The sequence below is a fragment of the Pedobacter sp. GSP4 genome (assembly GCF_051857575.1).
Lineage (GTDB): Bacteria > Bacteroidota > Bacteroidia > Sphingobacteriales > Sphingobacteriaceae > Pedobacter.
In genome coordinates this window covers 257,892-283,622 of record NZ_JBPZIR010000006.1, presented here as the reverse complement: position 1 = coordinate 283,622, position 25,731 = coordinate 257,892, and the positions used below count along the sequence as shown (strand labels likewise).

Sequence of the window (25,731 nt, the reverse complement as noted above, 5' to 3'; positions counted from 1 at the left end):
TACCACAAAATCAACCACCTAAAAAACAATAAGTTACATAAAAAACAACAAAATAAATTATCGGAATAACAAAATTTACGCAACCAATTAGCGGCCTTTCGTTAATATCTAAAATTAAGTGAAAAATAAGGATACCAGCCTTCTTTGGAGTAAGCGGCAACCAAGCGTAAAACCGTTAAGGATGCAGGTGCAAAATAAAGGCCACCGCCTACGCCATGGTGCCACACTTCTGATTTTTCATTGCGTTCCCAAACCCGTCCTACATCATATAAACCCATAAAACCAACTTGCCCAGGTAAAACATAATTTACAAAATCGCCAAGTTTGAGCCTCAGCTCTAGGTTATTGTAAATGCTATGCTCGCCAGCAAACCTAAACTGCCTATAACCTAAAAGATTGCCATGCCCACCTAAAAACTGCGATTGATAAAAGGTTGGTTTACCTACGGTTACCCCGCCACCAATCCGATCTGCCAGAACTACATTGCCTTTTCGATCTAATTTTTGGTAAACAGCCACACTGGGATTAAGCTGCCCGAAAGAATTCGAGTAACTGTTTACTCCCTTATAACCCAATACACCAACATCAATTAAAACACCTTTTGAGGGCAACATCACGTTATTCCGTGTGTCGAAACTGTATTTGAGTATCAATCCTGCAAACATCTTATCCTGATCAACCGTTGCACTATCTGATGAATGCAAAAAGCCTGGATTTGAAATAAAACGGCCCACATTTTCATCTGCATCGTATCGGTAATACTGATACGATGGACCAATACTGAAAATCGATTTTTTGGTACGCCAGCGCAATGCCGCATTTACCTGGTAAAGATCGAAACGTGCGCGGTAATAGCTAATATTATTTTGCGATTCATCAAAAAAGGTTTCATTTCCCAATCCGAAAAAGTTCTGTGTATTGCTTGGTGCATTTATATACGACTGGATTAAAAAATCGGCTTTGCCAATAGCATGCAGCCACTCTCCGGTATAATTAAATTTAAAAGCCCCTGTTGCAAACGAATAGAGAAATGAAAATGATTGCGAATTGCTGTAAGGCATTTTCCTGAAACCCGGATTAATAAACTTTAACGCTAAACCAATGGCCAGTCCATCATCATTATTAAAACCTAGGTTAGGGAATATAAAATGTCTTTTATACAGATCTTTGGGTGCATATGCAAGATTGGCAGAATCTGCAGAAAGGTGTTTGCTTAATTTATTTGCATCAGCCCCGGTATATTGCTGTGTTTTGGCATCGTAAAGCAAAATACGCTTTGAATCGTTAATGGCATAGCTTTTTTCTCCATCGCCACCAATAATCCGCACTCTGACACTGGCTTTGGCATTGTTAACCACTACCTGATCGTTACCGTTATGCAGGTAAATCCTGATCTCTTTGGTTACAACAGGATCGAAGTTACGCGCATAGAGCTGATTGCCTGTAGTGCCATCTTTTGTAAGTTTAAATACCTTAACCAAAAGATTTTTGCCTAACGTATCCGTAAGTCCCACCACTTCATTCTTATTGCTCAGTTCTATATCTACAATCCGGTTAAAGAAATGATAATAATCGTTCATTAGCTTGGGCAGGCTCTCCCGCCTAACTTTTAACTGTTTAAGCAATTCGGCTTTTTTTAGGGTATAACCAGGTTCAGGCAGTTTTTTTAGGGCTTTATCAAAAAGGCCATCTGTCATTAATCCACAAAATTCTTTAACTACAGCATCCCATTGCTTTTCGTCCAGCTCGTTAAACCATCTGCTGTTAATTTCTCTTCCTTCCCATAAAAACCAATTGATATTTTGGATATTCCTTTCGTAACCCTGCATCATGGGTAAATACCAGGAGGCCTGTGCATAGCGCTGTATTTTTCCTTCCGAGCGGTAAAAAACCTGGTCACGGTCTCTTGGAACGGGCATATAACTGATTCCTTTCGGAGATTTTAAGGCCTTCCAGCGCCACTGGTCATCGTGCCTGTCCCAATCGCCCAATAATACATCAAGGCATTTCAGTTTCAGCAACATGGCCGCGTTAATCGTATTATCGTTATCCTCTACAAGTCTTTCGCGCATTTTGGCGGTGTTGTCCGATTTCCCAATAGGCTCCCGTTCTTCCAGTAAGGCTACGGTATTTACAAAATCGGCAGCAAATTCGCCAAGATTTTTATCTGCAGCTACCAAACCGATAATTGGGCTACTGTGCGGTGCACCAATGGCTTCGGCAAAAACAGGTACCAGGAGTGCAGAAAAAGGGTGCTGGGCCGACATATTGTCTTTTATAATATCCCTGGCAAAAGTTTGTCGCAGTGCCGGAGGGAGCAACACCTCAGGATATTTTTCTACGCTGCGCAAAACCCATTCATTTCCATTCTTATCCTGAAGCCGGATAGATTTTGACTGATTCCCCCCACCTCTTTGCACCGCCTTAAGTCCACCTGCAAAATCGGATAAATGAATTACCGGAACTTTTGTTTCCAGTGCATACTCCTTTCGGTAATTTTCGCCGAAAATTTTGCGATGGAAATTGCTCACACTATCATATTTTGGTATTAATCTTACCCACACACTATCAGTTGATAGTTTTTGTTGAGAAAAAGCGGTTAAACTGGTTAAGCACAACGCAAAAAACGCAATGCTGAGCGTAAAGGTTTTTATATTCATGATGGTTTAAGATGGTTATGATAAAGCATGGCAAACAAAACCTATGCCCCAGTGAAAAACACTGTTTATTTACAAATTAGCTGGTAAAATAACATAATAGGTATCGATATTTCGCTAAATTCGGTTTGACTGTCGAAATATCGACATTCAGCAACAAAAATTTTAACCATTTTTTGAACAACAGTAATATTTCTTATTAAAATTATTACTATTTTTAGGGTATAACCGAAAAACTAAGCACAAAAGCCAAGTGAATATAAATTGCAGGTAATTGCCTTGTGTATGCTGCTGGTATCTAACCGTTGAAGATTTTTATTGTTTTATTCCATCCCAAAAAAAGCGGGGTTGCAGAATCTTTTCTCAGTAAGGAGAAGATGCTGCTTTCTGCACTTATTTTTAGGCTTAATGGCATGGGAAATGTAATGCAAGCAAAAATGCTTTAAACCAATTGATATGAAATTACAGGTACTTCTACTCTTCTTATTCGCCCATCCCCTCCTAAAGGAAAACAAAGAAATTAGCGAACTGATATAGGTTTGCACTGCAATAACATTTTATGAAAAAATTTAAATTAACGGTCTTTTTTATCCTGTTTTTTTCCTGCTTCGGAATTAAACTGAGTGCCGAACCGCTTTATGTAGCCGTATCGGCAAAAGATGCCAGCAATATTTTGCTTAGCCTGCAAAAAGCGGCAAACAACAAAGCCAAAGTAAATTTACTGCTCGATCTTGCTTACTACCATCTTTACCGTACCTACGAAACCAAAGTTGGTTTTAAAGAAAGTCTGGATTCTACTGAACTTTACGGCAACCAGGCCCGAACACTCAGCGAACAGCTGCATTATACCAAAGGAATACTTACTGCAGATCTGTTTAAGGGCGTAGCTTACCATCAACAGGGTATGGATCTGCAGGCCTTAGGCATGTACAAAAGAATTTTAGCGGCAGCCCATAGAGCCAAATTATTCGATCTGGAAGGCAGGACCTGGTACGAGTTTGCCATATTGCAGGAAAAAAAAGGACGTTTAAACAGCTACGCCCAAGCAAAAGCCTGTTACAAAAAAAATGGTGATGTTTTTCGCATGAAATATATCGACCGGCTTAGCGAACTGGCCAATGAACTGACTGTAAAGGGTCAGTATTTTCCGGGATACCTGCCAATCAATCCATCCAATATTCCCTCTATCAGGCAAAAAATAGATAAAACGGAATCTAAGCAAGATAAGCTAGACCTCCTGTTGAGGTTAGCCAGTGTTTACATTTATCGGCAGGGAGAAGAAAAAGTACATATAGATAGTGCTGTATTATTGCTTAACCAAGCCAGGGCATTAAGTTTGGAACTGAAAGATAAGCACAGTTATAATGAAAGTATGTTGTTAAAGGCTTCTACGTATCAAGAACGCAACCAGATTGGGCAGGTGCATCAGATTATTGCAGCTTTAACCGATACTTCTAAAATAAAACTGATCATCAACCTGAGCGATCATTATTGGTACGGCATGTTTAAGGTAACTGGAAAACAGAGCACCGTAATGTTAGATTCTACAGAACTGCTTAACAAGCAAGCCTTACAGCTTGGCATGGTGCTTAAAAAGCCTTATTACATTAGGCAGGCAATGGATAGGCTCCTGCGCATTGCAGACTGGCGTAAATATAGAAATCCGAAAGCACCAGAATCGCATTATACCTACATTATGCAAAATGCACGCGCAGCGGGTTACCCATCAAAAGCACGATTATATGGAAGCTTCTGCAATGAATATGTAGATAGGGGCAACTTTTACAAAGGTTTGTATTACGCACAATTGGCCGAAGAAAACCTGAACGACGGACTTACCGTTGAAGATAAAATTTCGGTATATACCGGATTATTAAGCATTTATAAAAACGTAGAAAATTACAAAAAAAGCCTTGTTTACCATAAAAAGCTGATTGATGGTGCCGACGTTTTTGGCAAAAAGATCCTCATCTATTCCATCATTAACAGTTATGCAGAGTGCCTCATTGCCATGCAACTTCCGCAAGAAGCCTTAAATTACGTTCAGCAAATGAAAATAAAAATGCCGCCACACATAGAGCAGGCAAGCATTTATTACCATGTGGCCTTAGGCCATTGTTACAAGGCCTTAAAACAGTATAATCTGGCAGAGGCCAATTATAAGGAAGCCATTAGGTACCGTGAAAGGCAAAGGGCAAACCCAGGCTCGCTATACAACGATCTCGGAAATTTATATGCGCTGACCAAGAACTTTAAACTGGCCGATGAGAATATAAAAATTGCTGAAAAATACCCCACAACCAATGTAACTACCTACATGATCCCCTATTATGCACTAAAATCGCGAATAGATTCTGCCATGGGCAATTATCAATCGGCCTATAAATACCTGGGCATGAGCAAAAGGCTCAGCGATTCTATTTACAGGGTAAGTAAAGATAAGCATACCCAAGAACTGGAATTTCAGTACCAAACGCAAAAGAAAGAAAGCGACCTGCGCCTAAAAGATGATAATATCCGTTTCTTGAACCAAAATGCAGCTTTACTTACACAAACGGCGAAAATTCAGGAAGCCCGGTTAAAAGAAGCGAGACTGCTTACACAAAAGAACATATCCGACCTCAGCTTAAAACAAAAAGATATCGACCTGCTCAACCAACAAGCCAAGCTGCAGGAAAGCAACCTGCAAAAACAGCAACTGCAACAAAAAGTAGCCATTGGAGCCGCCGCCATGTTGCTGCTGCTTACCGTATTAATTTACCGTTTGTACCGGATCAAGAAAAACAGCAACAAACAGTTGGAAAGCCAGCAGCTTAAAATAGAACACAGCAATGCCAAACTGCGGACCTTGCTCGAAGAAAAGGAATGGCTGCTGAAAGAAATCCACCATCGGGTTAAAAACAACCTGCATACCGTAATGAGTTTATTGGAATCGCAATCTGCTTACTTAGAGAACGATGCCTTGGAGGCGATCAGAAACAGCCAGCACAGAATTTATGCCATGTCGCTCATTCATCAAAAACTTTACCTTTCGGATGATGTGAAGGCGATTAATATGGCGCAGTACATACCAGAGCTGATACAGTATCTCAAAGAGAGTTTCGATGTTAAAAACAATGTACAGTTCAATATCGATCTGGATGATATCGAATTTGATGTAGCAGAGGCAGTGCCTTTGGGCTTAATTGTAAATGAAGTAATTACAAACTCCTTAAAATATGCCTTCAAACCAGCGGAATGCGGAAAAATAAACGTCAGTTTAAAACGCACAGCGCCCGATCTTTACGAATTGATTATGGAAGATGATGGAGAAGGACTTCCACTAGACTTCGAATTAAAAACGGTTAATTCACTGGGTATGAAACTAATAAAAGGATTAACAGGTCAACTTGAAGCCGATTTACACATTGACACCTTTGATGGAACCAAAATTATAATATCTTCACTTTCCAATAATTACTTCAAAAGGATTAAACTGATGGAAAGTGAAGAAAGTTGGTAAGGGCTTAAATTAGTGGCGGAGAACAAAATGCGACCTTATTTAGTGGCGCCTTTTGCTGCACTCTCGATTACTTTAGCTACCGCTTCTGGCTGCGACATAAATACCAAGTGACTGCCTTTAATTTCGGTAACCTTTGCACCTGCCCTTTTGGCCATAAAACGTTCGGCATCAGGAGGAATGGTCTGATCTTCTGAAGCTACAATATACCAGCTTGGTTTCGTTTTCCAGGCTGCATTTTCTATGGCATGACCAAACACAGCTGCTGAAACGGGAATTTGGGAATCGGCCAAAAATTCTGCTTTTTCTTTAGGTAAATCGGCGCAGAAACCAGCATGGAATTTGGCCCTGTCGTACCAGATATAACCATTTTCTGGGGGCAATATACCCGAATTAGGTGCCGGTGGCCCCGATTGCAAAAGTTTTAACAATGTTTCGCCATTATCGGGCACAAAGGCGGCAATGTATACCAGGCCAGCAACATTAGGCGCATTACCTGCTTCGGTAATAATGGCGCCACCGTACGAATGGCCAACCAATAAAACTGGTCCATCCTGTCTTTTTAGCACCAGGTTAGTGGCTGCAACATCTTCGGGCATACCTGTATTTGGATTGCCGACAACGCTTACCTTATAACCTTTTTTCGTCAGAATCTTATAAACAGATTCCCAGCCAGAACCATCAGCAAAAGCGCCGTGCACCAGTACAATGTTTTTAATGGGGGTTTGCGCAAATACGTTCAGTGCAAAAAATGTCATCCAAACTGCAAGGGCTAAACCCGTAATTAATTTGATTTTTTTTGAGAAGATTTCCTTTTCCATTTTTCTATTTTTTAGGTTCAACATGTTTTACCTATAGATATGCGAAGAGCGTACCAAACATATAAACAACTCATTAACAAATACTTAAATCTATTAACACATTTAATGACTGGCGGTATTTCGTCAATCATCGACCGTACTATGAAAATGCTGCTTCATGATTAAAGCGCCTGCAACGGTTTCCAGTTTTGTTAAAAAATCACTTATACTGGCTAATTTAAATCGTGATGGTTTCGCCTATTGCCGGTAAATGTAAGTTTATACCGGCCAAGCTGAATTTTTCAAAAGCCTGCTCATGATTGAGTATGATATAGCCAAAAGTATCGTAGTGTACCCCCAGCACATGTTTAACACCCACCATTCCTGCAGCCAAAATGGCATCCTCCACACCCATTGTCAAATCATCACCGATGGGAAATACGGCAAAATCTAGCTTTGTCCATTGCGGTATTAGCTGCATATCCATCGTTAGTGCCGTATCGCCACTGTAGTAAAAGTTTCCTGATGGGGTATCAAAAACAAAACCGCTGGCCGTGCCACCGTAACTTCCATCGGGCATGCTGCTGGAGTGCTGGGCAATAACACATTTTACGGTACCAAAATCAAACTTCCATTTCCCCCCAGGATTCATCGGATGCGTATTTTCTACACCATTTTTATTTAACCAATCTTTCACTTCCCAAGTGGCAACAACCTTAGCTCCAGTATGTAATGCAATCGCCTTTGCGTCGTTAATGTGGTCAAAATGTCCATGGGAAATGAAAATATAATCGGCCTTGATTTCTTTAATATCAATATCCTTCGCCAATGGGTTATCGGTGATATAAGGATCAAAAAGAATGTTGCTGTTTCCTACCTGCACTGCAAAGCAAGAGTGGCCATAATAAGTTAATTTCATATATTTTTTTTAGGGGTTTAGCTTATTCCATCGTTAATTACAAAGGTTTTCTGTCCGGTTACCAAAAAATATGTACGGTTTTTAATGAGCTCGTCTGCCATTAAAAGTACCTTTAAATCGGTTTCCTTTTGTTTAAAATGTGTCCATCCACTGCTGTGTACCGGAAATATCCGTTTGGGATTTAGCACATTAGCGGCTTTTATCAGTCCAAGGCCATCCATGGTATATTTGCCCAAGCCGGTGAGGTACCGAAACTCTACTCCACCAACGTTCATTACCGCTACATCGATTTTGTACCTGCGGCCTATTTCGGCTATTCCTTTAAAAAAAACAGTATCACCCGAAAGGTATATTGCACCGTTTGGCAGTTCGGCGGCTTCGATAATAAAACCGATTACCTTGCCAGAAACAAATTCAGGAATCCACGAAGGCCGGTGCTGTGCAGGCGTAGCCGTAATTTTTAATCCTTTAACTTTTGGGGTATATACAGCATAACTTTGCCATTCCTCCAATCCGGTTATACCTTTAATGTCCTTACTGGCCGGAACAGTAGAAATGATGGTTTTTACCTGCCCTAAAAAAGCCCTGCCCTTGGTATCGAGGTTATCTTTATGTTGATGATGGCTTAGCAGAACCAGGTCAATATCCTGAAGCTGATCAGCAGTTAAGCCAGGATTTGCTGTTTTCCGCGAAAACGCACCAAAGCCATGGTAATATAAACCTCCAGCATCATCGAGCGTTGGGTCGGTCAAAATCCTGTATCCGTTAATCTCTAGCAGTACGCAGGCGGTATTGATATGTGTGAGGCTTACTATCATTGTTTTCTTTATTAAATATGCTGATGGCTGTTCGGCTCAGCGTTTTGTGTATACCAAACACCAAACCAACACATAAACAACTGTATTACAGCCAAATAAACCAAAACAAAATATAGCCATATGTCGATATATAAACATTTATCGACATATAGTCTACCACATAATTCGCTTAATTAATCTGCTAAGGGGTACGGATATATTACACCTGCAAAGTCGATATATCAACTAAAATTGGAATACCGTTATTCCGCAATTGCACACTCAAACCATAACCAACTGTATTACAAAACCTTAATTAACGGCACTTCATTAGAAAACTAAATGAATACAGCAGATAATCTTTTAAATGAAAAACGATTTTAAACACAAGCGAATTATGAAAACATTAGCACTTTACCTTGCCTTAGTTTTAACACTTGGCCATTATGCTTTACCTGCAAAGGCGGATCAACCCACCACAACATTTTTAGGGCTTAACGCAAAGCACAAAGCCACGGTAACGGCCGTAAATGCCCCTACACTTTACATAAAGGCTGGAAAAAACAAAATCGGCTATCGAAGTATAGGCAAAGGCGCACCACTTATACTCTGCAACCGGCTAAGGGGAATTTTAGATACTTGGGACCCACTGTTTTTAGATCAACTGGCTAAGAACAACCGCGTAATTATTTTCGATTATCCAGGCATAGGACTATCGACAGGCCAACTAGCGCCAAGTATTTTGGATGTTGCCGGCGATGTGAAATCCTTTGCTACAGCGCTTAAAATTAATAAATTCAGGTTATTGGGCTGGTCGTACGGTGGTGCCGTTGCGCAAACCTTAGCTGCGCATTTTCCAGCAATGGTTTCGCACCTCATCCTTATCGGTGCAAACCCTCCAGGTAAAAATGATACGCCAGTTGAAAAAGCCTTTCTTGATGCTGCCTTTAAACCTGTTAACGACTTAAAAGACGAGGAAGTTCTTTTCTTCGAACCTGCATCGGCCAAAAGCAGGGCTGCTGCCAAAGCTTCTAACCTCCGTATTGCAAAAAGAAAAAAAGACCTGAGCAAAATGGTCACGCCAGATAAATTTACCGATTACTTTAAGGGCATTGCCGATTATCAGAAAGACAGTTACCAATCAAGAGAAAAATTGGCCAATACTCCCCTGCCGATCTTAATTTTAATGGGCGATCATGATCCAAGCTGTCCGGTAGAGAACTGGTTTCCGCTGATCAAAAAATGGAAAACTGCAGAGTTAATCGTAATCCCGAATTCTGGCCATGGCGTACAACACGAATTTCCGGCAGTAGCTGCAGCTCAGATCCAGCTTTTTGTGCATTACAATTGAATACGCTAGTTTACGTATAACCGAAACATCGAAACTTAAAAATGAAGGTGTCTTTTTGGTGATGGATAATGGCGAACGAATCAGGATCGACCGGATTATTACCTTATTTGGGAAACCTGGTGCAGCTAATGATGATTACGGTGCTTCTGCCAATGCCAGTATGAGCTGCCTGGGCGGCTACGAAAAAAATGAGCTTTAGTTTCATCTACATCAACCTTCAAAACCGCTTTTTGCTCTTGATATGGCTCTGCATCAGTAACATGTTGATTACGGTGCAGTTCTTTAACAAGCTGTGCCGTATTTTTAGGGCACACACAAACACATTCATGAAGGTTTTTATTAAAATGGCCTGGCTGCTCCTGTTCATTGCAGGTTTTTACTCCAGCAGCAGTGCTCAAAATTATGCCATAAAAGGCACCGTGCTGGATACAGCAGGACAACCGCTTCCTGGCGCTGTTGTAAGGATTAAATCGGGCACCGATAGCGTGGGCATTTCTGCCAATCCCGACGGAACTTTTACTTTCAATAAAGTTAAATTCAAACAGTTTACCTTATCGGCCGCTTTTATCGGTTACGATACTTTTGTAAAACAATATCTCATTAATAAAGGCCTTACGCTAACCATTGACAACATTAAACTTAAACCCTCGTCCAATACGCTCGATGCCGTAGTAATTTCGGGGGTACCACCTGTAAAAGTAACCGAAGATACAGTAAGTTTTAACGCCAAGGCTTTCCCGGTAAGGGATGGAGATGCTGTTGATGAAGTGTTAAAAAAGCTGCCCGGAATAAAGGTGGATAAAGATGGTAATGTAACCAGTCAAGGCGCACCAGTAACCAAAATACGTGTTAATGGCAAGGATTTTTTTGGTACCGATGTGGCTACCGCAATTAAAAACCTGCCGGCCGATATCATCAAGAATCTACAGTTTATAGATGATTACGGCGATCAGGCCAAACTTACGGGCATTAAAACGGGCGAACCCGAAAAAATATTAAACCTGACTATACAAGAAGATAAAAAGAAGGGCTACTTTGCAAGGGCATCGGCAGGTGTGGGCAACTCAGACCGCTACAACACCAACATCAGGGGAAACAGCATGAAAGGCGAAAGACAGATTTCTTTTGATGGAACTTCGGCCAATGCCAACATGCGTGGTGGTGGTGGCGATGGGGTTACCACCAGGAATGCCGCCGGACTAAACTACAAAAACGAGTTTAATCCTAAAGTTTCTGCTGATGCCAGTTACAATTTTACCAACGATAAAAACAATACGATAAGCTCTACCTATACGCAGAATATTTTGCTGGATGCCGGTCAGAATCCGATAACCCGTATTGAAGATGCCAACAACAACAACAATAGCAACAATTATAACCATTGGATGGGCGGTAACCTGGAGTATAAGATCGACACCATGAATTACCTGAAAATTTCTCCAAATATCAATTACAGCACCAACAGTGGCAACAGTGCAGGTGGATCGATTACCAAGCAGGATACTTTAAGCATACGGAGGGAAAACACCAATTATAGCAGTTCCAACAACCTGAATTTACGCACCAACATTTTTTACAACCACAAATTTTCGAAAAAAGGCCGTAATTTAAGTGCTTGGAGCAACATTAATTATTCGAACAGTGGAAACGACAGGGATGTATACAACGCATACATTAATGCACGTCGCAATGTAACCGACTCAGTGCAGAATCAGTTAAACAACCAGGATAGCCGCAATTTAGGGCTTAACGTTGGGGCATCATACATGGAGCCGCTATGGCGTAAAACTTTTATTGAGGTAAACTACAGCTGGAACCGTTCTACCACCAATAACAACCGGACTGCTTATGATATTGCGAACGGCAGCGAAGTATTTAATCCGCAACTGAGCAACATTTACGATTACCAGTTTATGATCAATAAAGTGGGTATGAACTACCGTTATATTGGCGAAAAACTAAACTATACCCTTGGGCTAAATGCACAACCGGCTGTATTGAGCGGACAGAACTTAAGCCGCGACATTACAACGGTTAACCGCACTTTTAACCTAATCCCTTCTGGCCGTTTTTCTTACAAATTTTCAAATCAAGAATCGTTGGATATCAATTATTGGGGCCGAAACAACCAACCAAGCTTTTTGCAGTTGCAGCCGATATCCGACAACTCGAACCTACAGAATATTGTTACCGGTAACCCCGATCTTAAACCAGAATTTATCCATAGCGTTAACGCACATTATAAACAGGCCGATTGGAATGCGGGAAAAGTTATTCTGGCCAATTTTAGGTATGAACAAACCAACGACAGGATTGTTACCATTAAACAGCGCGTGGCCGGTACGGTTAACCAGCTAACCAGTTATATCAATACCGATGGTTATTACACATTACAGGGCGATTACAACATCAGTAAACCGCTTTCCGCTGAACGTAAATTCACCATTGGTTATTCGGGATCAGGCCAGTTGAACAATAACATTTCTTTTACCGATAACAGTAAAATTACCGCAAAAAACATGTCGTGGCGTCAGGAGCTTGAATTTAGGGTAGATTTAAAAGACATCACCAATTTTGAAATCGAAACCTCTTATTCCCAGAATTTAACCACCTACTCAAACGATTCATTTACCAGCCGCCAATCGAACCGGTTTGAGTATGGTATTGAAGGCCGCAACTATTTCTTTAAAGACTTAACCCTAGGCTACGATTTTAGTAAGCAGATTAACTCGGGTTTCGACAACGGATCGGTACGCAACCCCACTTTGCTGCGCCTATCAATGGAATATAAGTTTATGAAAAACGATATGGCCGCCATCCGTGTTGAAGGATTTGATCTTTTTGACCAGAATTCGGGAATTTCAAGAGATGTTTTCGATAACGTGATTATTGATAAGCAGGTAAACCGTTTAGGCCGTTATTTTATGCTTTCGCTGATCTACAGGGTACGTAAATTTGGTTAGTAACAAGGGTAAATGGAGTAAAAAGCTATTTTAGGCTGATTACTCCAGCCCATCAATTGATTAAGATTATAACTGCCAACGCTGGATTGGATCGTAACGCAGTTCCTCAACCTTGCGGCTAAGCGCTGCTACAAAATCATCGCTAAAATCGTTATTGTACACGGCAAAATGGATTGGCCATTCATCTTTAATCATAGCGGGAACAAATGTGGTAAACATCCGTTCAAATGTTTTAAAGTTAATAGATGGCTTGCATATCACCATGTATTCGCTATCCGATTTCCGTACCACTTTTTCGACCAGTTTGGGCCATCTGGCACTGATATCGCCTGGAAGATGATTAAAATGCTGTCCATCTATTAACAATCCAGCGTTTTCTATCAGCTCAGCTGGAAATGGATCGCCTAAAATCTGCACCCATTTTCCTTCTTGTTTTTCAATCCGTCCCAGTAGTTTGTCTCCTGCAACAACCGCCCAAAATCCATTGTCCGTAAACATCATCAGCCGAAACACTCCGCCGTGGCCATATGATGGATCAAAGAAAAAATCGAGTTCGGTCATAAAAAAGGGATATTGCTTAAACCCAAATTTACAAAATACTAAATTAAATAGCAAAATATATTTAAGGTTCGAAAGCAGGCTCATCTGTATATCAAAGAGATCAAAAACCTGAAATTCCAATAGATCCATATTGCTATAGGATGGTTCAAAATGCAGTTAGACTTGCATTAAAGCTTGTATTATTGTTAAATTTGCCGCCAAAATTGGCAAGCGGCTGCCACTTAAGCCGAAATTATTAAACCTTATATTACATGGAAGAAAACGATTTCGTTTCTATCTGGTTAGCAGAGAGCGGAAACCCTGCTATTGAAGAGCTATCGCGATTAAATCTGGAAATGGCCAACAAAACAGCTAAAACCCTAACAAACAATGGCTTTTCGGCGCAAGATTTGGCCGTATGGCTTGATATTAATCCCGACGAAGTTAAAAGGTGGTTAGTGGGCAGGCATCCATTCAGTATGAAAATGTTGAAGGAAATTTCTACCGTGCTGTCAACTCATTTGGCCCAAACTGTGGCAGCCCAATAGCTTATAGCTTTTCTTTTAAGGATAAAAACCTTTAATTGAGTAACAGGTTTTCATCCTGAGTGCGAAGGTTTTTTTCGGTCTGTGAGGACACAGACCGAGGAGTAAGAAATTTCTACCGTGCTGTAAACTCACTTGCCCCAAACTGTGGCAGCCCAATAGTCTATAGCTATTCTGTTAAGGATAAAAACGTTTAATTGAGTCACAGATTTTCATCCTGAGTGCGAAGGTTTTTTTCGGTCTGTGAGGACACAGACCGAGGAGTAAGAAATTTCTACCGTGCTGTAAACTCATTTGGCCCAAACTGTGGCAGCCCAATAGCTTATAGCTTTTCTTTTAAGGATAAAAACGTTTAATTGAGTCACAGATTTTCATCCTGAGTGCGAAGGTTTTTTTCGGTCTGTGAGGACACAGACCGAGGAGTAAGAAATTTCTACCGTGCTGTAAACTCACTTGCCACAAACTGTGGCAGCCCAATAGTCTATAGCTATTCTGTTAAGGATAAAAACGTTTAATTGAGTCACAGATTTTCATCCTGAGTGCGAAGGTTTTTTTCGGTCTGTGAGGACACAGACCGAGGTTTGAGAAGCAATGATTATAGCTTTTCTGATTATTTAAAATCTGGTATAGGGAATATATAACCCCCGAATAAGATATAAGCCCATAATAAGGTCCAGAAGATGTTAAAGATCTGCGCGGTTACAAAGGTAAATGCAGGTTTGCCACCTTGCAGTTTTACCAGTGATGAAAACTTGGCTTCCATACCGATTGAGATAAAAGCAATGGCAAACCACACGGTACGCAAACCGTTTAATGTTGGCGCTACACTTTTTGCATTTGCAGGTGATAATAAGAAAGAAAACACTAACGATGCGGCAACAAATCCCAGCACAAATTTCGGGAAACGTTCCCAAACAATTTTAAGCCCAGGGCTTTGCGCTTTAACTAAAACCTCTCCATTTTCGCCTTTTGGCTTTTTATAAGCCCACCAAATGGCGATAAAAAATGCGGCTACCCCGATAAATACATTCTGAGAGAATTTAGCAATTACCCCAGCCTTAACGGCAATTGACCCAACCAGATCGCCTGCCGCGGTAACTGTTGCGGTGGTATCTAATGTACCGCCCAACCAAGCACCGCCAATAACATCCGGAATGTGGAAATACTTTACTGCCCAAGGCTGTATAATCATCATGGGTATGGCCATTATTAACACCAAGGTAGTTACATAAGATAGTTTTCGTTTATCGCCATTAATAGCTCCTGCCGCAACTATAGCCGCAGAAACACCGCAGATAGATACGGCAGAGGCTAAGATCACGCCGAATTCATCATCCACTTTTAACTTACGGCTTAACCACAGCGAGAAAAACCAAACTGCGGTAACCACAATAACAGCTTGAACAATACCTGGTAAACCGGCTTTAATTAAATCGGCAGATAATATGGTGGTTCCTAGAATAACCAAACCGGTTTTAATGTAAAATTCAGACCGCACCGCTTCTTTTAACCATTCGGGCAGCTTTATTACATTGCCCAAAAAGACACCAATGAGGAGCGCGAATACCACGTATTCCAATCCGAAATAAGATACGTTTTTGTTGCCGCCAATAATAAAAGCGATAATGGCAAAAAAGTAGATCAGCGAAAAACCTGCAGCAAACCGGACTACATTACCACCCGAAAGTCCAATGGCGGTGGCTGCAAGCGCCAAAAAGACTGCTCCTGTTTCTAAAATGAGCAATAAATTTTGTCCAGAAAGGATTTTACCAAAAAGGTCTTCGGAAGTTGCCCATTTATAAGCGGGTAAAGTAATTGTTATACCGCTATTGGTTAAATAAAGTACAGTGGCAATAATAATTGTTCCTAAAATTACCGCCCACCAATCTTCGGTAATCGATTGTAGAAATGTTTTTTTGTCGGGTGTTATTCCAGCATCTGTTAAAGCTTCTGTGGTTCCTGAAGCATTGTTCTGTATAGACATCGTTTTTTCTTTGTGGTTATCTGATTTTTATATTGAAAATATCTCTTAATACTCTTTTTCCGGCGTTGTAGCCGCACATGCCATGTACACCACCACCTGGCGGCGTAGACGATGAGCAGATGTATAATCCTTTTGCCGATGTTTTATAAGGCGACCACCTTAGCGCCGGGCGGGTAAACAACTGTCCGAGATCTAATATCCCGCCGTTAATATCGCCACCAATGTAATTGTGGTTGTGCGCTTCCATCTGTTCGGTATTCATGGCGTGTTTGGCTATAATCAGATCTTTAAAGCCCGGTGCAAAACGTTCTACCTGATTTTCGATAATTGCGGTCATATCCTGTTTTGAACCATTTGGAACGTGGCAATAGGCCCAAGCCGTCTGCTTTCCTTCGGGCGCACGCGATGCATCGAACAAACTCTGCTGTGCCAAAAGCACAAAGGGTTTTTCTGCCTGTTGGCCCCTACTGGTTGCCAGTTCGCCGGTTGCTATTTCTTCGAAAGTATTGCCCAGGTGAACCGTACCTGCTCCACTACATGCTTCGGCAGTAAACGGAATAGGCCCATGCAATGCCCAATCTACCTTAAATACGCCCATGCCGTAACGGTAACGTTCGAGCTGCCATTTGTAAATATTGGAAAATTTATGCCCTGCTAGCTGCAATAACTGTTTTGGGGTAATATCAAAAAGCACGGCGTGGGCAGAAGGCAGTTGATTTAAGGAGGTAACAAAAGTTCCGGTTTCGATTTTCCCACCCAAAAATTTAAAATAACCAGCTAAGGCTTCTGCAATAAATTTTGATCCGCCTTTGGGTATGGGCCAGCCTTTAAGGTGCCCAGTAGCCATTAATACCAAACCTATGGCTGTGGTGCTGAGGTTGCTCAAAGGTTGTATGGCATGTGCGGCCATTCCGGCAAAAAGTCCGCGGGCCTGCTTTTCTTTAAAGCGTTTAACAAAACCTGTAGCACTGCTCAATGCCTTTAGTCCAAAGCCTGCCATTGCCAATGGGTGTTTGGGGAAATGCAATGGTCCAAGGGCATCCTCATCAATCAATGGCCATGTAGCCGTGATGTTTTCCATCAATGCAGTATAAGTTTTGGCATCTCCACCTAAATATTCAGCGGTTTTTTGGATAGATTGATCCAATATAGTCGCTGTACCATCATCAAAAGGATGTGCCGCGGCAAAAGTGGGCTGCAGATATTCCAATCCATAATTGGCCAAAGGAAGGGTTTTAAAAAACGGCGAAGCCAGTGCCATCGGGTGGATTGCCGAGCATACATCATGTGTAAAGCCAGGCAAAGTGAGTTCGTCAGAGCTTAATCCTCCACCGATTACATTTTTACCCTCTATAATTAAAACGGAAAGCCCATGCTGCTGCAAGAGGATGGCCGCAGCCAATCCATTTGGCCCCGATCCTACAACTATTGCATCATAATCCCGTTTTTCTAGTTTCATCTGGTTATTTTATTCTCTCCGGCTTAAATAATGGGCATTCAATCCAAAGCTAAACATTCTGAATTTATCTTTTATAGGCTGGCTCATTTTTATGTTCCTCCCTCGATTAGGAGTGATTCTGCTATCACTAAAATGGCGGCAAAAATTATTTTTATACATACTTATTGGGGGTTACGGCCAAGCAGTATTTTAGGTCAACCCTCAAAAATGCACATTCAACGATTGGCATAGGCTACTCAGCGAATATACTTCGAACCACTGCTAAGCATAGCCTAATTTTAGGATACAAAGGCTCACCTGCTACACGCGTGGGCAGTTCAAATGAAAAAAAATTGCGATTATGAAAGCAAACATTGGAATTAGCGGAGCAAAACGCCAAGAAGTATCAAAACTGCTCAGCTCGCTTTTAGCAGAGTTTCCATTTCCAAAAAGCTCCGGTTCAATTAATTGATTAAAATATTCTGTTTCGTAAAATCATTTAAAGCCTGCGCTCCTCAGCGCTAATCTCCAGATCGTTAATACTGGCAAACCTTTTCTGCATCAGTCCATTTTCATCAAACTCCCAGTTTTCGTTACCATAGGCCCTAAACCATTTGTGCTCTGCGGTGCGGTATTCGTACTCAAACCTTACAGCAATACGGTTATCGGTATGGGCCCAATATTCTTTTTTAAGTTTATAATCCAGCTCTTTCTCCCATTTTTTGGTGAGGAAGGTTACAATTTCTGCTCGGCCATTGATAAACTGATCTCTGTTTCTCCACTCCGAATCTGGTGTATAGGCTTTAGAAATCCGTTCGGGATCACAACTGTTCCAGGCATCTTCTGCAGTCTGTATTTTTTCTTGCGCTGTTTCCATGGTAAAGGGTGGAAGCGGAAATTTCTGTTCCATGTTTTGATTGATCTGTTAAGTATTTAAAATTCTGCCGGCACCGGTTATTTTTATCCGCCAGCATCGGGCTGGTGCCGCCTAATCTGTATCTTAATAAACTTTGAAGCCGGCATATTCGATTCGGCCACAACATTATTGATGGATACCAGCACATTGGTTTCAGGAAAATAGGTTACGGTATTGCGCTCGGGGATGCTGTAAGGAACCACCAGGAAAAGTGGGGCAATGCGCTCAATACCATCATCGTAGTTAAAAAGGTCCACCTTATCTTCGGCCTTAAAGCCTTCCCTATCCATATCTTTTTGGTTCATAAACACTACCCTCCGCTCATTTTTTATTCCGCGGTAACGGTCTTCCAAACCATAAATGGTGGTATTAAACTGGTCGTGCGTTCTGGTGGTTGCCATCATATACTCATTTTCGGCAAGTTGGTTAAAAGGCACGCCCGAAATGGTAAATGCGGCACGGTTACCATCTTTTCCGGTCATAAACTGGCCTTCTCTGGCGGCATTGGGCAGATAAAAACCACCTTTGTGCCTTACTTTTTCGTTATAATGCTCAAAACCCGGAATGCACTTTTCTATCGCATCGCGGATTTTATCGTAATCTTCGGCATAAGCAGCCCAATTTACAACTGAGCGATCGCCTAAAGTAGCCATGGCCATGCGGCATACAATGTGCGTTTCATTCAATAACTGATCGGATACTGGTTTTAAAATACCTTTGGAGGATTGCACCACGCCCATGGAGTTTTCGGTGCTGATAAACTGATGAACCCCTCCAACCATATCAATATCGCTGCGCGAAAGCGTTGGCAAAATAAGGGCTTCTTCGCCATGCACCAAGTGGCTACGGTTCAGTTTTGTAGATACATGTACAGAAAGTTTTAACCTGCGAAGGGCTTCTGCGGTAAAGGTAGTATCAGGAGTGGCCGATAAAAAGTTGCCTCCCATGGCAAATAGCACTTTTACTTCCTTGGCATGCATGGCTTTTATAGCGCCAACCACGTCATAACCATGTGCCCTGGGCGGCTCAAAGCCAAATACATCCCTAATCCGGTCTAACTGCTGGCTGGTAGGTTTTTCATTAATGAGCATGGTGCGGTTTCCCTGTACATTGCTGTGGCCCCTTACCGGGCAAACCCCTGCCCCAGGTTTACCAATGCTTCCTTTCAGCAACAGTATATTCACAATCTCACGGATCATATCTACCCCGTTTGGTTGCTGTGTAAGGCCCATCCCCCATGCAAATATAATGCGCTTATGCTTTGCAATAATGGCTGCAGCCTGCTTAATCTCTTCAATGTTAAGCCCTGCAGCTTCCGCAAGATCTGACAAATTGTAATTTTTCAACTGGGCCAGATAAGTTTCAGCTCCGGTGGTTTTTTCGGCAATAAAATCGCGGTCAAAAACATGGCCTGGCGATTCCTCTTCGGCTTCGGCAAGCAATATCCCGATTGCTTTTAGCAGCGCCATATCTCCGTTAATCTTTACGGGAAGGTACAGGTCGGAATAATGTTCGCCAATACCCAATATGCCATTCAGGGCCTGTGGATCTCTAAACCCCATTAATCCGGCTTCGGGCATTGGGTTAATGGCAATAATTTTTGCCCCGTTCTTTTTTCCCTTTTGCAGCGCACTCATCATCCGCGGTGCATTGGTGCCCGGATTGTGGCCGATAATCACAATTACCTCAGCCTGATAAAAATCATCAAGCTTTACCGTACCCTTACCAATGCCGATGGTTGGCAGTAGCGCCGTGCCTGAAGTTTCGTGGCACATATTGGAACAATCGGGCATGTTGTTGGTACCAAATTCTTTTGCAAATAATTGATATAGAAATGATGTTTCATTGCTGGTACGCCCCGAAGTATAAAATGCGGCCTCATTTGGCGAACCGAGTGCATTGAGGTGTGAGGCTATTTTTTCGAATGCCTTTTCCCAGCTTATGGGCTGGTAATGGGTACCTCCCTTTGCTAAAAACATGGGTTCGGCAAGCCTGCCTTTCTTCCCAATTTCAAAATCAATTAATTGGGCAAGGTCGTAAACACTGTTTTCGGCAAAGAAATCGGCTGTAACTTTTTTAGATGTTGCCTCCTCGGCCAGTGCCTTTACCCCGTTCTCGCAATATTCGCCAATGGGCGAGCGTTCATCATCGGGATCGGGCCAGGCACAGCTGGGGCAATCAAAGCCTCCCTTTTGGTTCATGCTGAACAGTGCACGCATGCCGCGCAAAGGTATACGCTCTTGTAGTATGTCGCTAAACGCTGCAACAACAGCTGGAATACCCGCAGCCCAGGTTTTTGCAGGTGTATATTTAAGGTCCAGTAATTTAACTGGGTTTTCGGGATCTGGTAATACTTTTAACTTTTTCATTTACTTTCGTTCAAAAGTGGGTTCGGATAATTATCGCTCTGATCTTCTTCTACCTGATCAAGGCAGGTAAAATCCTTTTCCAACAGTATACCCAATGTGCCATCCTCAGCTTTATAGCCAACCCGATCGGTAGTTTGCCACTCGGCCAACCATACCGAAGGGAATTTTAAGTTGATTTCGTCTCCGATAAAACTGGCCGACATATTATTATCAGCAGTACAGGTGATACTATAAATGAGCTTACGGCTTCCAAAGTCTACAGTTTCAGCCAAAGTCTTGTTTTCTGCCAATCCATCCACTTCAGAGCGGGTTAACCTATATCTTATAAAATTGCCTTTGATGCGTATTTTCATGTCTGTTTTATTTAATGCGCTCAGCGCCAGTATAAATATTGAAGCTTCTGCCCCGCAAAAAGCCGATAAGTGTGATGTTAAATTCGGCGGCAAGCTCAACTGCGAGGCTTGATGGTGCGCCAATTGCTGCAATAACGGTTATGCCTGCCATGGCCGCTTTCTGCACCAATTCAAAACTTGCCCTACCACTCAGCAGCAAAATATGCTCACTTAACGGCAATATTCCATCAGAAAAAGCTTTACCTATCAATTTATCCAATGCATTATGGCGGCCCACATCTTCACGGAGGCCGATCAGTTCTCCATCCGGGGTAAAAATACCGCAAGCATGAAGTCCACCGGTAACCGAAAATAACCGCTGTGCCTTGCGTAAGGCATCAGGAAGCGTGAGCAGGACGTTGCTATCGATGTAAGCGCGCCTCGGCTCAATAGGCTTAAACTGACCAAGTGTACGGATAGACGCAATAGAAGACTTGCCACAAACCCCACAGCTAGAGGTACTGTAAAAATTACGTTCGCTATTGGAAAGATCGGGCACAGAGCCGCCTTCGATTAGCAAAGTGATGGTATTTTCACGACCTTCTCCGCATATAAAAACATCACTCTTTTTCAGATTGGCATTGGAATCAATAATCCCTTCGGTAAAAAGAAAGCCTTTTGCCAGTTCTTCATCGTTGCCTGGCGTTCGCATAGTAACCGAAATACTTTTAACAACCTGTTCTGTACCAGCCGCAAAAGCCAGTCTAATTTCCAGCGGTTCTTCAACAGCAAGGGTATCTTCAAAATCAGCTTCCAGTTCGTCACTAATCTTTCTTACCTGTACCGCAGAGGTATATGTTGGGGGAACAGGCTCCCCGAAAAAGGAAACTTCAAAAGGGTTTTTCATATTGTTGAGATTTCCATTAAAATTATACGGTTTTGGGACGTTTACAGCACTATTTCATACAAACTGTTGCTTACACTAATATAAGTATTTTGCCTAAATAATACCGGGAAAGAAAGTGCTTTACCGCTTGAGGTGACAAAAAATACTGTCGCTAAGCTCATTAATCAAACTGCTGTGGAAGCCTGTAATTGCTAAAAATGGCTTTTACAGGGGAGTAAATGGTGAAAGCAGTAACTTCCAGATAGAACAATACCGGAACAATAAAAATGAGCAACGCTGTACTATAGGTCCGATCAACCACTGTGAACAAAGGTACCGCGGCAACAATTAGTAAACCACGGATAATTGCCTCTTTGGTGCTTACATTTTCGCTGGTTTCGCCCAATGTCCAGTGCTGTTTTTTTATAAACGCATCTCTTTTTCGACTGGATTTTAGCCCGGCTGCAGTAAGACTGTTGTTGTTACAATATCCACTCTGAAATTAACAGCGCCACCTTTGTTGATCGGTAAAGTTTTCATGGTTCTTTAGGATCAGTAAGTTATCTGAATTTGAAAAATAAAATCCTCATTATAAATCATTTAACCTACAAAGTACAAAAACGTGATATGAAGGACTTGGAGCGCACAGGCAGCTGTTCTTAAAGAAATTCGTTTATAATATCCCGGTAGAAATGGCTATAATTCCAATAATTACTATGGGTAAAACTAAATGTGCCGCTGGCAAATCTACAGTTTACATTGGTAAGGTTGGTATAATAATCTAAACCACCACTTACGTAATCCCTTCCATCATAATAATTCCGCCACTTAATTTCTTCCAAAAAGCGTTCAAGCTTGCAGGTAGTTTCTACGTAAGCTAAAATGCGGTCTTTAAAAGGATCTAAATCGCGCATTTTAAAACCTTGATAATGGTGTATCATCTGTTGTTTAATGTATTGCTGATCGGCAACATTCTCCCTTAAAAAGAAGATAATTTTATCGAGCGGACTGCCAAAAGTGATGAAACCACTGAGCTGATCGGCAAGTTTTTTATTTGGATTTGATAGCAGGGTAGCATTGGCCGTGTAGTTTTTAATTTCGCCCTGATTAACCAGCAGGTTAAGTTTGTTAATGGCATCGTAAGCAATCTGACTGCCCAATGAGTGCCCCGCCACAATTACCTTTGGATAATAATTCTGCGGGATATCGCCATCGGTTTGTCCGATAACTTTAGGTTTCTCAATTAAATACTTCAAGGCCGAAACGGCACCAGAGGCAATCTGTTTCTTGATGGCATAAAACTTTGATTTGGGATCGACAACGTTGTAAATGGCAATATCACCCGCCACGTTGGTTAGGCTGTGCATAGAAGATTCTACATAACTTTCTGTCCAGCTGCTCACCAATTTACCCAAGAAAGGAATTGGAAGAAAGGTAAGCAGTTTGAGCAGGCCACCAACTGCAATATCAAAGGCCATAAATATTTTGGCAAACAGCGAAAGGAAAATCTGGTAGCGCCAAGCAATGAAATTACCGTTCTGATCAAAAAATATGCTCTTGTCTTTATATTCTTCGCCCAGCGATTTATTCTTGTTGTAAAAATGTTTGGCCCCCTTTACCACGCCCTGAAGCCACTTGTTGAGGTCGTTCCATGATGACTTATCTTCTGTATAGTTTGCCCAGTAATACTCGTAAATATCGATATAGTTTTCACTATCAGCGTGTTTAATGCGCAGCACATTATCAAACCAGGTTTCGTTGCCATCCTTTTTGGGCATAATTTCGTGGCTTAAGCTAAGTTTATCCTTGTAAACCGTTTTAAACTCTCCCACAAAGCCCCTTGCAAAATCATCTAAGGTAGAAATCGGAAACTGATCGCCTATACCATGCACAATCAGCATCGCTGTGGTTTCATTTACCCATTCTTTTAATTCTACAACAGGATCTTTTGGTTTAGGAAGCTCTTGCGAATCGTTACTTCTAATGGCTGTTGTTTCCATCCTATTGTATTTTATTGATTTAAAAGACCGGTTAAGTATTGGTAAATATCTTTATTGAAGAAAAGACGGTTATTTACCGTCGGATATACGTGTGGTTCAGTATAAATTTAGGCGCTTTATACTGGTTTACAAATACTTATATTTAAACAACACAAAAATGCCTGTTTTTTTGATTTAGATCAAAAAAATTATCATCAAAACTTAATTATGGATAGCTTGGAGATTGATATGGTTAGATAAAACCTGGCCAAATAAACTTGGCCAGGTTCTTTAAGGGATAATAAGTGATATTGAGCGGTTAATTCATGATGTAAGGTGTTATTTTCTTTCGTTATAAACTCCCAGTTCGGCAATAGCAGGTGGGCTATCAAAACCAGAAATGGTTACTTTGATTTTTTCGCACCAAGTACGTCCAAACCTAAAAATGTTTACCTTTTTTTCTCCTTCGTTCTTTGCTTCTATTGGGTTCCATTTTCCATTGGCAAAATAAGATAAGCTATAGGTAGCTTTTCTGTTGCTTCCGGCTGTAAGTACCACCATGTTGCAAGGAGCAGCCTTATCGAATGTAAGTTCGTACCAAGGTGCACTAACTGTTGGGTTTGAAGACCAGCTCGAGCCGAAATTATCATCGTTTGCAAAGTCCATAATATTCATATCATCGCTCCAGCTGCTGTTGCTTCTGATGTGTTTGGCAATATTGCTCGAAATAACGGGGGCTGCATAAGTGCCAAGCTTTGGAGGGTTGGCCGCCCTTTGGTAGCGCTTACCAATTTCTTTCAATGCTTCTAGGGCATTATCATCAATGAGGCCGTTCGCATTTGGGGCAACATTAAGTATAAAATTGCAATAAGCTCCATTATAAGGGATGATAAACTTATCTACCAGCTCAGGTACATTTTTTACCGGGGTAGTAGGAAACGATGTTTTCCAGAACCAGTTGGCCTGTAAAGGCAGGCAGGCCAGTGCCGGCAGTTTATTGTGTTCTTTGGAGATAAATTGGCCTGCACCTTGTTCGTAAGATTTGATATCGGTATAAAAAAGTGCTTCCGTTGGATATTTAGCCGCATTTAAATCCATCACTAAACAGTTTGGCTGAAGCGTTTTAATCAGGTGATATAAATCTTCGAAAGGCACATCATCATAAGAAATCCTCGACCACGGAGCATCCCAGCCATCTATAATCAGCGCGGTGATTTCACCGTAATTGGTTAACAGTTCGGTTAACTGATCTTTGATCATTTTGATATGTGCTGGGGTAATCTGGTTCGGACGGATTCCATGATGGGTATCTAAAATGGAATAATAAAGCATAACCTTTAAACCATTTTTGCGGAAGGCATCAGTATACTCCTTTACCACATCGCGTTTAAGTGGCGTGTTCATCACGTTGTAAGGGGTGGTTTTGGTATCCCATATCGGAAATCCACTGTGGTGCTTGGTGGTGAGGCAGCCATAGGTCATGTTTGCCGATTTAGCCGCTTTGGCCCACTGGTCTGCATCTAGTTTTGGTGAGCGGAACAATGAAAGCGCTGCATCTGGGTCAGACCAATCCTGATCCATAAATGTTGGCATGCCATAATGGATAAACATGCCCAAACCCAGGTCAACAAAATCCTGTTGAAGCGAAGTTAGGGGTTTATTAGCCGCTTTCTGCTGTGCCATTGCCGGACATAGGGCTGTTGTTACTGACGCAATCAGTAATAATGATAAAATCCTTTTAAAGGTCATTTCTCTT

19 protein-coding genes are annotated in these 25,731 nt (G+C 41.7%); 5 read left to right on the top strand and 14 right to left on the bottom strand.

Annotated elements, in window-relative coordinates; translation table 11 throughout:
• Window positions 1-101: 101 nt before the first annotated feature.
• Window positions 102-2,660: a BamA/TamA family outer membrane protein gene (locus ACS5PU_RS17275; RefSeq protein WP_439460406.1), complete on the bottom strand. Its 2,559-nt coding sequence runs from the start codon at window positions 2,658-2,660 to the stop codon at window positions 102-104.
• Between the two features lie 556 nt (window positions 2,661-3,216).
• On the opposite strand from ACS5PU_RS17275, the gene ACS5PU_RS17270 reads away from it, so the two are divergent.
• Window positions 3,217-6,159: a histidine kinase dimerization/phosphoacceptor domain -containing protein gene (locus ACS5PU_RS17270; RefSeq protein WP_439460405.1), complete on the top strand. Its 2,943-nt coding sequence runs from the start codon at window positions 3,217-3,219 to the stop codon at window positions 6,157-6,159.
• A 35-nt stretch (window positions 6,160-6,194) separates the two neighbouring features.
• Here ACS5PU_RS17270 and ACS5PU_RS17265 read toward each other — a convergent pair whose 3' ends face one another.
• From ACS5PU_RS17265 to ACS5PU_RS17255, 3 genes are all read right to left on the bottom strand, one after another.
• Window positions 6,195-6,977, bottom strand: coding sequence for an alpha/beta hydrolase (locus ACS5PU_RS17265; protein ID WP_439460404.1), 783 nt, complete (start codon window positions 6,975-6,977; stop codon window positions 6,195-6,197).
• Window positions 6,978-7,194: 217 nt separating this feature from the next.
• Window positions 7,195-7,875, bottom strand: a complete 681-nt coding sequence (locus tag ACS5PU_RS17260) for a metal-dependent hydrolase (protein ID WP_439460403.1) — start codon at window positions 7,873-7,875, stop codon at window positions 7,195-7,197.
• Between the two features lie 17 nt (window positions 7,876-7,892).
• Entirely contained in the window at window positions 7,893-8,693 is an 801-nt protein-coding gene (locus tag ACS5PU_RS17255; RefSeq protein WP_439460402.1) for an MBL fold metallo-hydrolase, read from the bottom strand.
• Window positions 8,694-9,069: 376 nt separating this feature from the next.
• Between ACS5PU_RS17255 and ACS5PU_RS17250 the strand changes: the two genes are divergently transcribed.
• The 3 genes from ACS5PU_RS17250 to ACS5PU_RS17240 are packed head-to-tail and all read left to right on the top strand — an operon-like array spanning window position 9,070 to window position 12,986.
• Window positions 9,070-10,023, top strand: coding sequence for an alpha/beta fold hydrolase (locus ACS5PU_RS17250; RefSeq protein WP_439460401.1), 954 nt, complete (start codon window positions 9,070-9,072; stop codon window positions 10,021-10,023).
• Complete coding sequence (locus ACS5PU_RS17245) at window positions 10,007-10,222, top strand: hypothetical protein (RefSeq protein ID WP_439460400.1); 216 nt, start codon at window positions 10,007-10,009, stop codon at window positions 10,220-10,222. The genes ACS5PU_RS17250 and ACS5PU_RS17245 overlap by 17 nt, the downstream gene beginning before the upstream one ends.
• The gene (locus ACS5PU_RS17240) at window positions 10,212-12,986 is read left to right on the top strand and encodes an outer membrane beta-barrel protein (protein ID WP_439460399.1); all 2,775 of its coding nucleotides are present in this window, start codon (window positions 10,212-10,214) and stop codon (window positions 12,984-12,986) included. Before ACS5PU_RS17245 ends, ACS5PU_RS17240 begins: the two co-directional genes overlap by 11 nt.
• A gap of 66 nt (window positions 12,987-13,052) precedes the next feature.
• On the opposite strand, the gene ACS5PU_RS17235 is transcribed toward ACS5PU_RS17240, so the two are convergent.
• Complete coding sequence (locus ACS5PU_RS17235) at window positions 13,053-13,547, bottom strand: hypothetical protein (protein WP_439460398.1); 495 nt, start codon at window positions 13,545-13,547, stop codon at window positions 13,053-13,055.
• Between the two features lie 251 nt (window positions 13,548-13,798).
• Here ACS5PU_RS17235 and ACS5PU_RS17230 point away from each other — a divergent pair, with 251 nt between their 5' ends.
• Window positions 13,799-14,074 carry a hypothetical protein gene (locus tag ACS5PU_RS17230; protein ID WP_439460397.1) on the top strand — a complete coding sequence of 92 codons (276 nt, stop codon included), beginning with the start codon at window positions 13,799-13,801 and terminating at the stop codon, window positions 14,072-14,074.
• Between the two features lie 607 nt (window positions 14,075-14,681).
• On the opposite strand, the gene ACS5PU_RS17225 is transcribed toward ACS5PU_RS17230, so the two are convergent.
• The 9 genes from ACS5PU_RS17225 to ACS5PU_RS17185 all read right to left on the bottom strand — a co-directional run bounded on the left by ACS5PU_RS17225 (window position 14,682) and on the right by ACS5PU_RS17185 (window position 25,724).
• Complete coding sequence (locus tag ACS5PU_RS17225) at window positions 14,682-16,055, bottom strand: YeiH family protein (RefSeq protein WP_439460396.1); 1,374 nt, start codon at window positions 16,053-16,055, stop codon at window positions 14,682-14,684.
• A gap of 16 nt (window positions 16,056-16,071) precedes the next feature.
• Window positions 16,072-17,514, bottom strand: coding sequence for a phytoene desaturase family protein (locus tag ACS5PU_RS17220; protein ID WP_439460395.1), 1,443 nt, complete (start codon window positions 17,512-17,514; stop codon window positions 16,072-16,074).
• A gap of 478 nt (window positions 17,515-17,992) precedes the next feature.
• Window positions 17,993-18,403: a DUF1348 family protein gene (locus tag ACS5PU_RS17215; protein WP_439460394.1), complete on the bottom strand. Its 411-nt coding sequence runs from the start codon at window positions 18,401-18,403 to the stop codon at window positions 17,993-17,995.
• 50 nt (window positions 18,404-18,453) lie between these two features.
• Window positions 18,454-20,778, bottom strand: a complete 2,325-nt coding sequence (locus ACS5PU_RS17210) for an FdhF/YdeP family oxidoreductase (protein ID WP_439460393.1) — start codon at window positions 20,776-20,778, stop codon at window positions 18,454-18,456.
• Window positions 20,775-21,131 carry a DUF7009 family protein gene (locus tag ACS5PU_RS17205; RefSeq protein WP_439460392.1) on the bottom strand — a complete coding sequence of 119 codons (357 nt, stop codon included), beginning with the start codon at window positions 21,129-21,131 and terminating at the stop codon, window positions 20,775-20,777. Before ACS5PU_RS17205 ends, ACS5PU_RS17210 begins: the two co-directional genes overlap by 4 nt.
• Window positions 21,132-21,138: 7 nt before the next feature.
• Window positions 21,139-22,017: a formate dehydrogenase accessory sulfurtransferase FdhD gene (fdhD, locus tag ACS5PU_RS17200; RefSeq protein WP_439460391.1), complete on the bottom strand. Its 879-nt coding sequence runs from the start codon at window positions 22,015-22,017 to the stop codon at window positions 21,139-21,141.
• A gap of 160 nt (window positions 22,018-22,177) precedes the next feature.
• Window positions 22,178-22,402: a hypothetical protein gene (locus ACS5PU_RS17195; protein WP_439460390.1), complete on the bottom strand. Its 225-nt coding sequence runs from the start codon at window positions 22,400-22,402 to the stop codon at window positions 22,178-22,180.
• Between the two features lie 253 nt (window positions 22,403-22,655).
• Window positions 22,656-23,996 (bottom strand): hypothetical protein, encoded by a 1,341-nt coding sequence (locus ACS5PU_RS17190; RefSeq protein WP_439460389.1) that lies wholly within the window; start codon window positions 23,994-23,996, stop codon window positions 22,656-22,658.
• A gap of 318 nt (window positions 23,997-24,314) precedes the next feature.
• Window positions 24,315-25,724: an alpha-L-fucosidase gene (locus ACS5PU_RS17185; RefSeq protein ID WP_439460388.1), complete on the bottom strand. Its 1,410-nt coding sequence runs from the start codon at window positions 25,722-25,724 to the stop codon at window positions 24,315-24,317.
• Window positions 25,725-25,731: the final 7 nt, after the last annotated feature.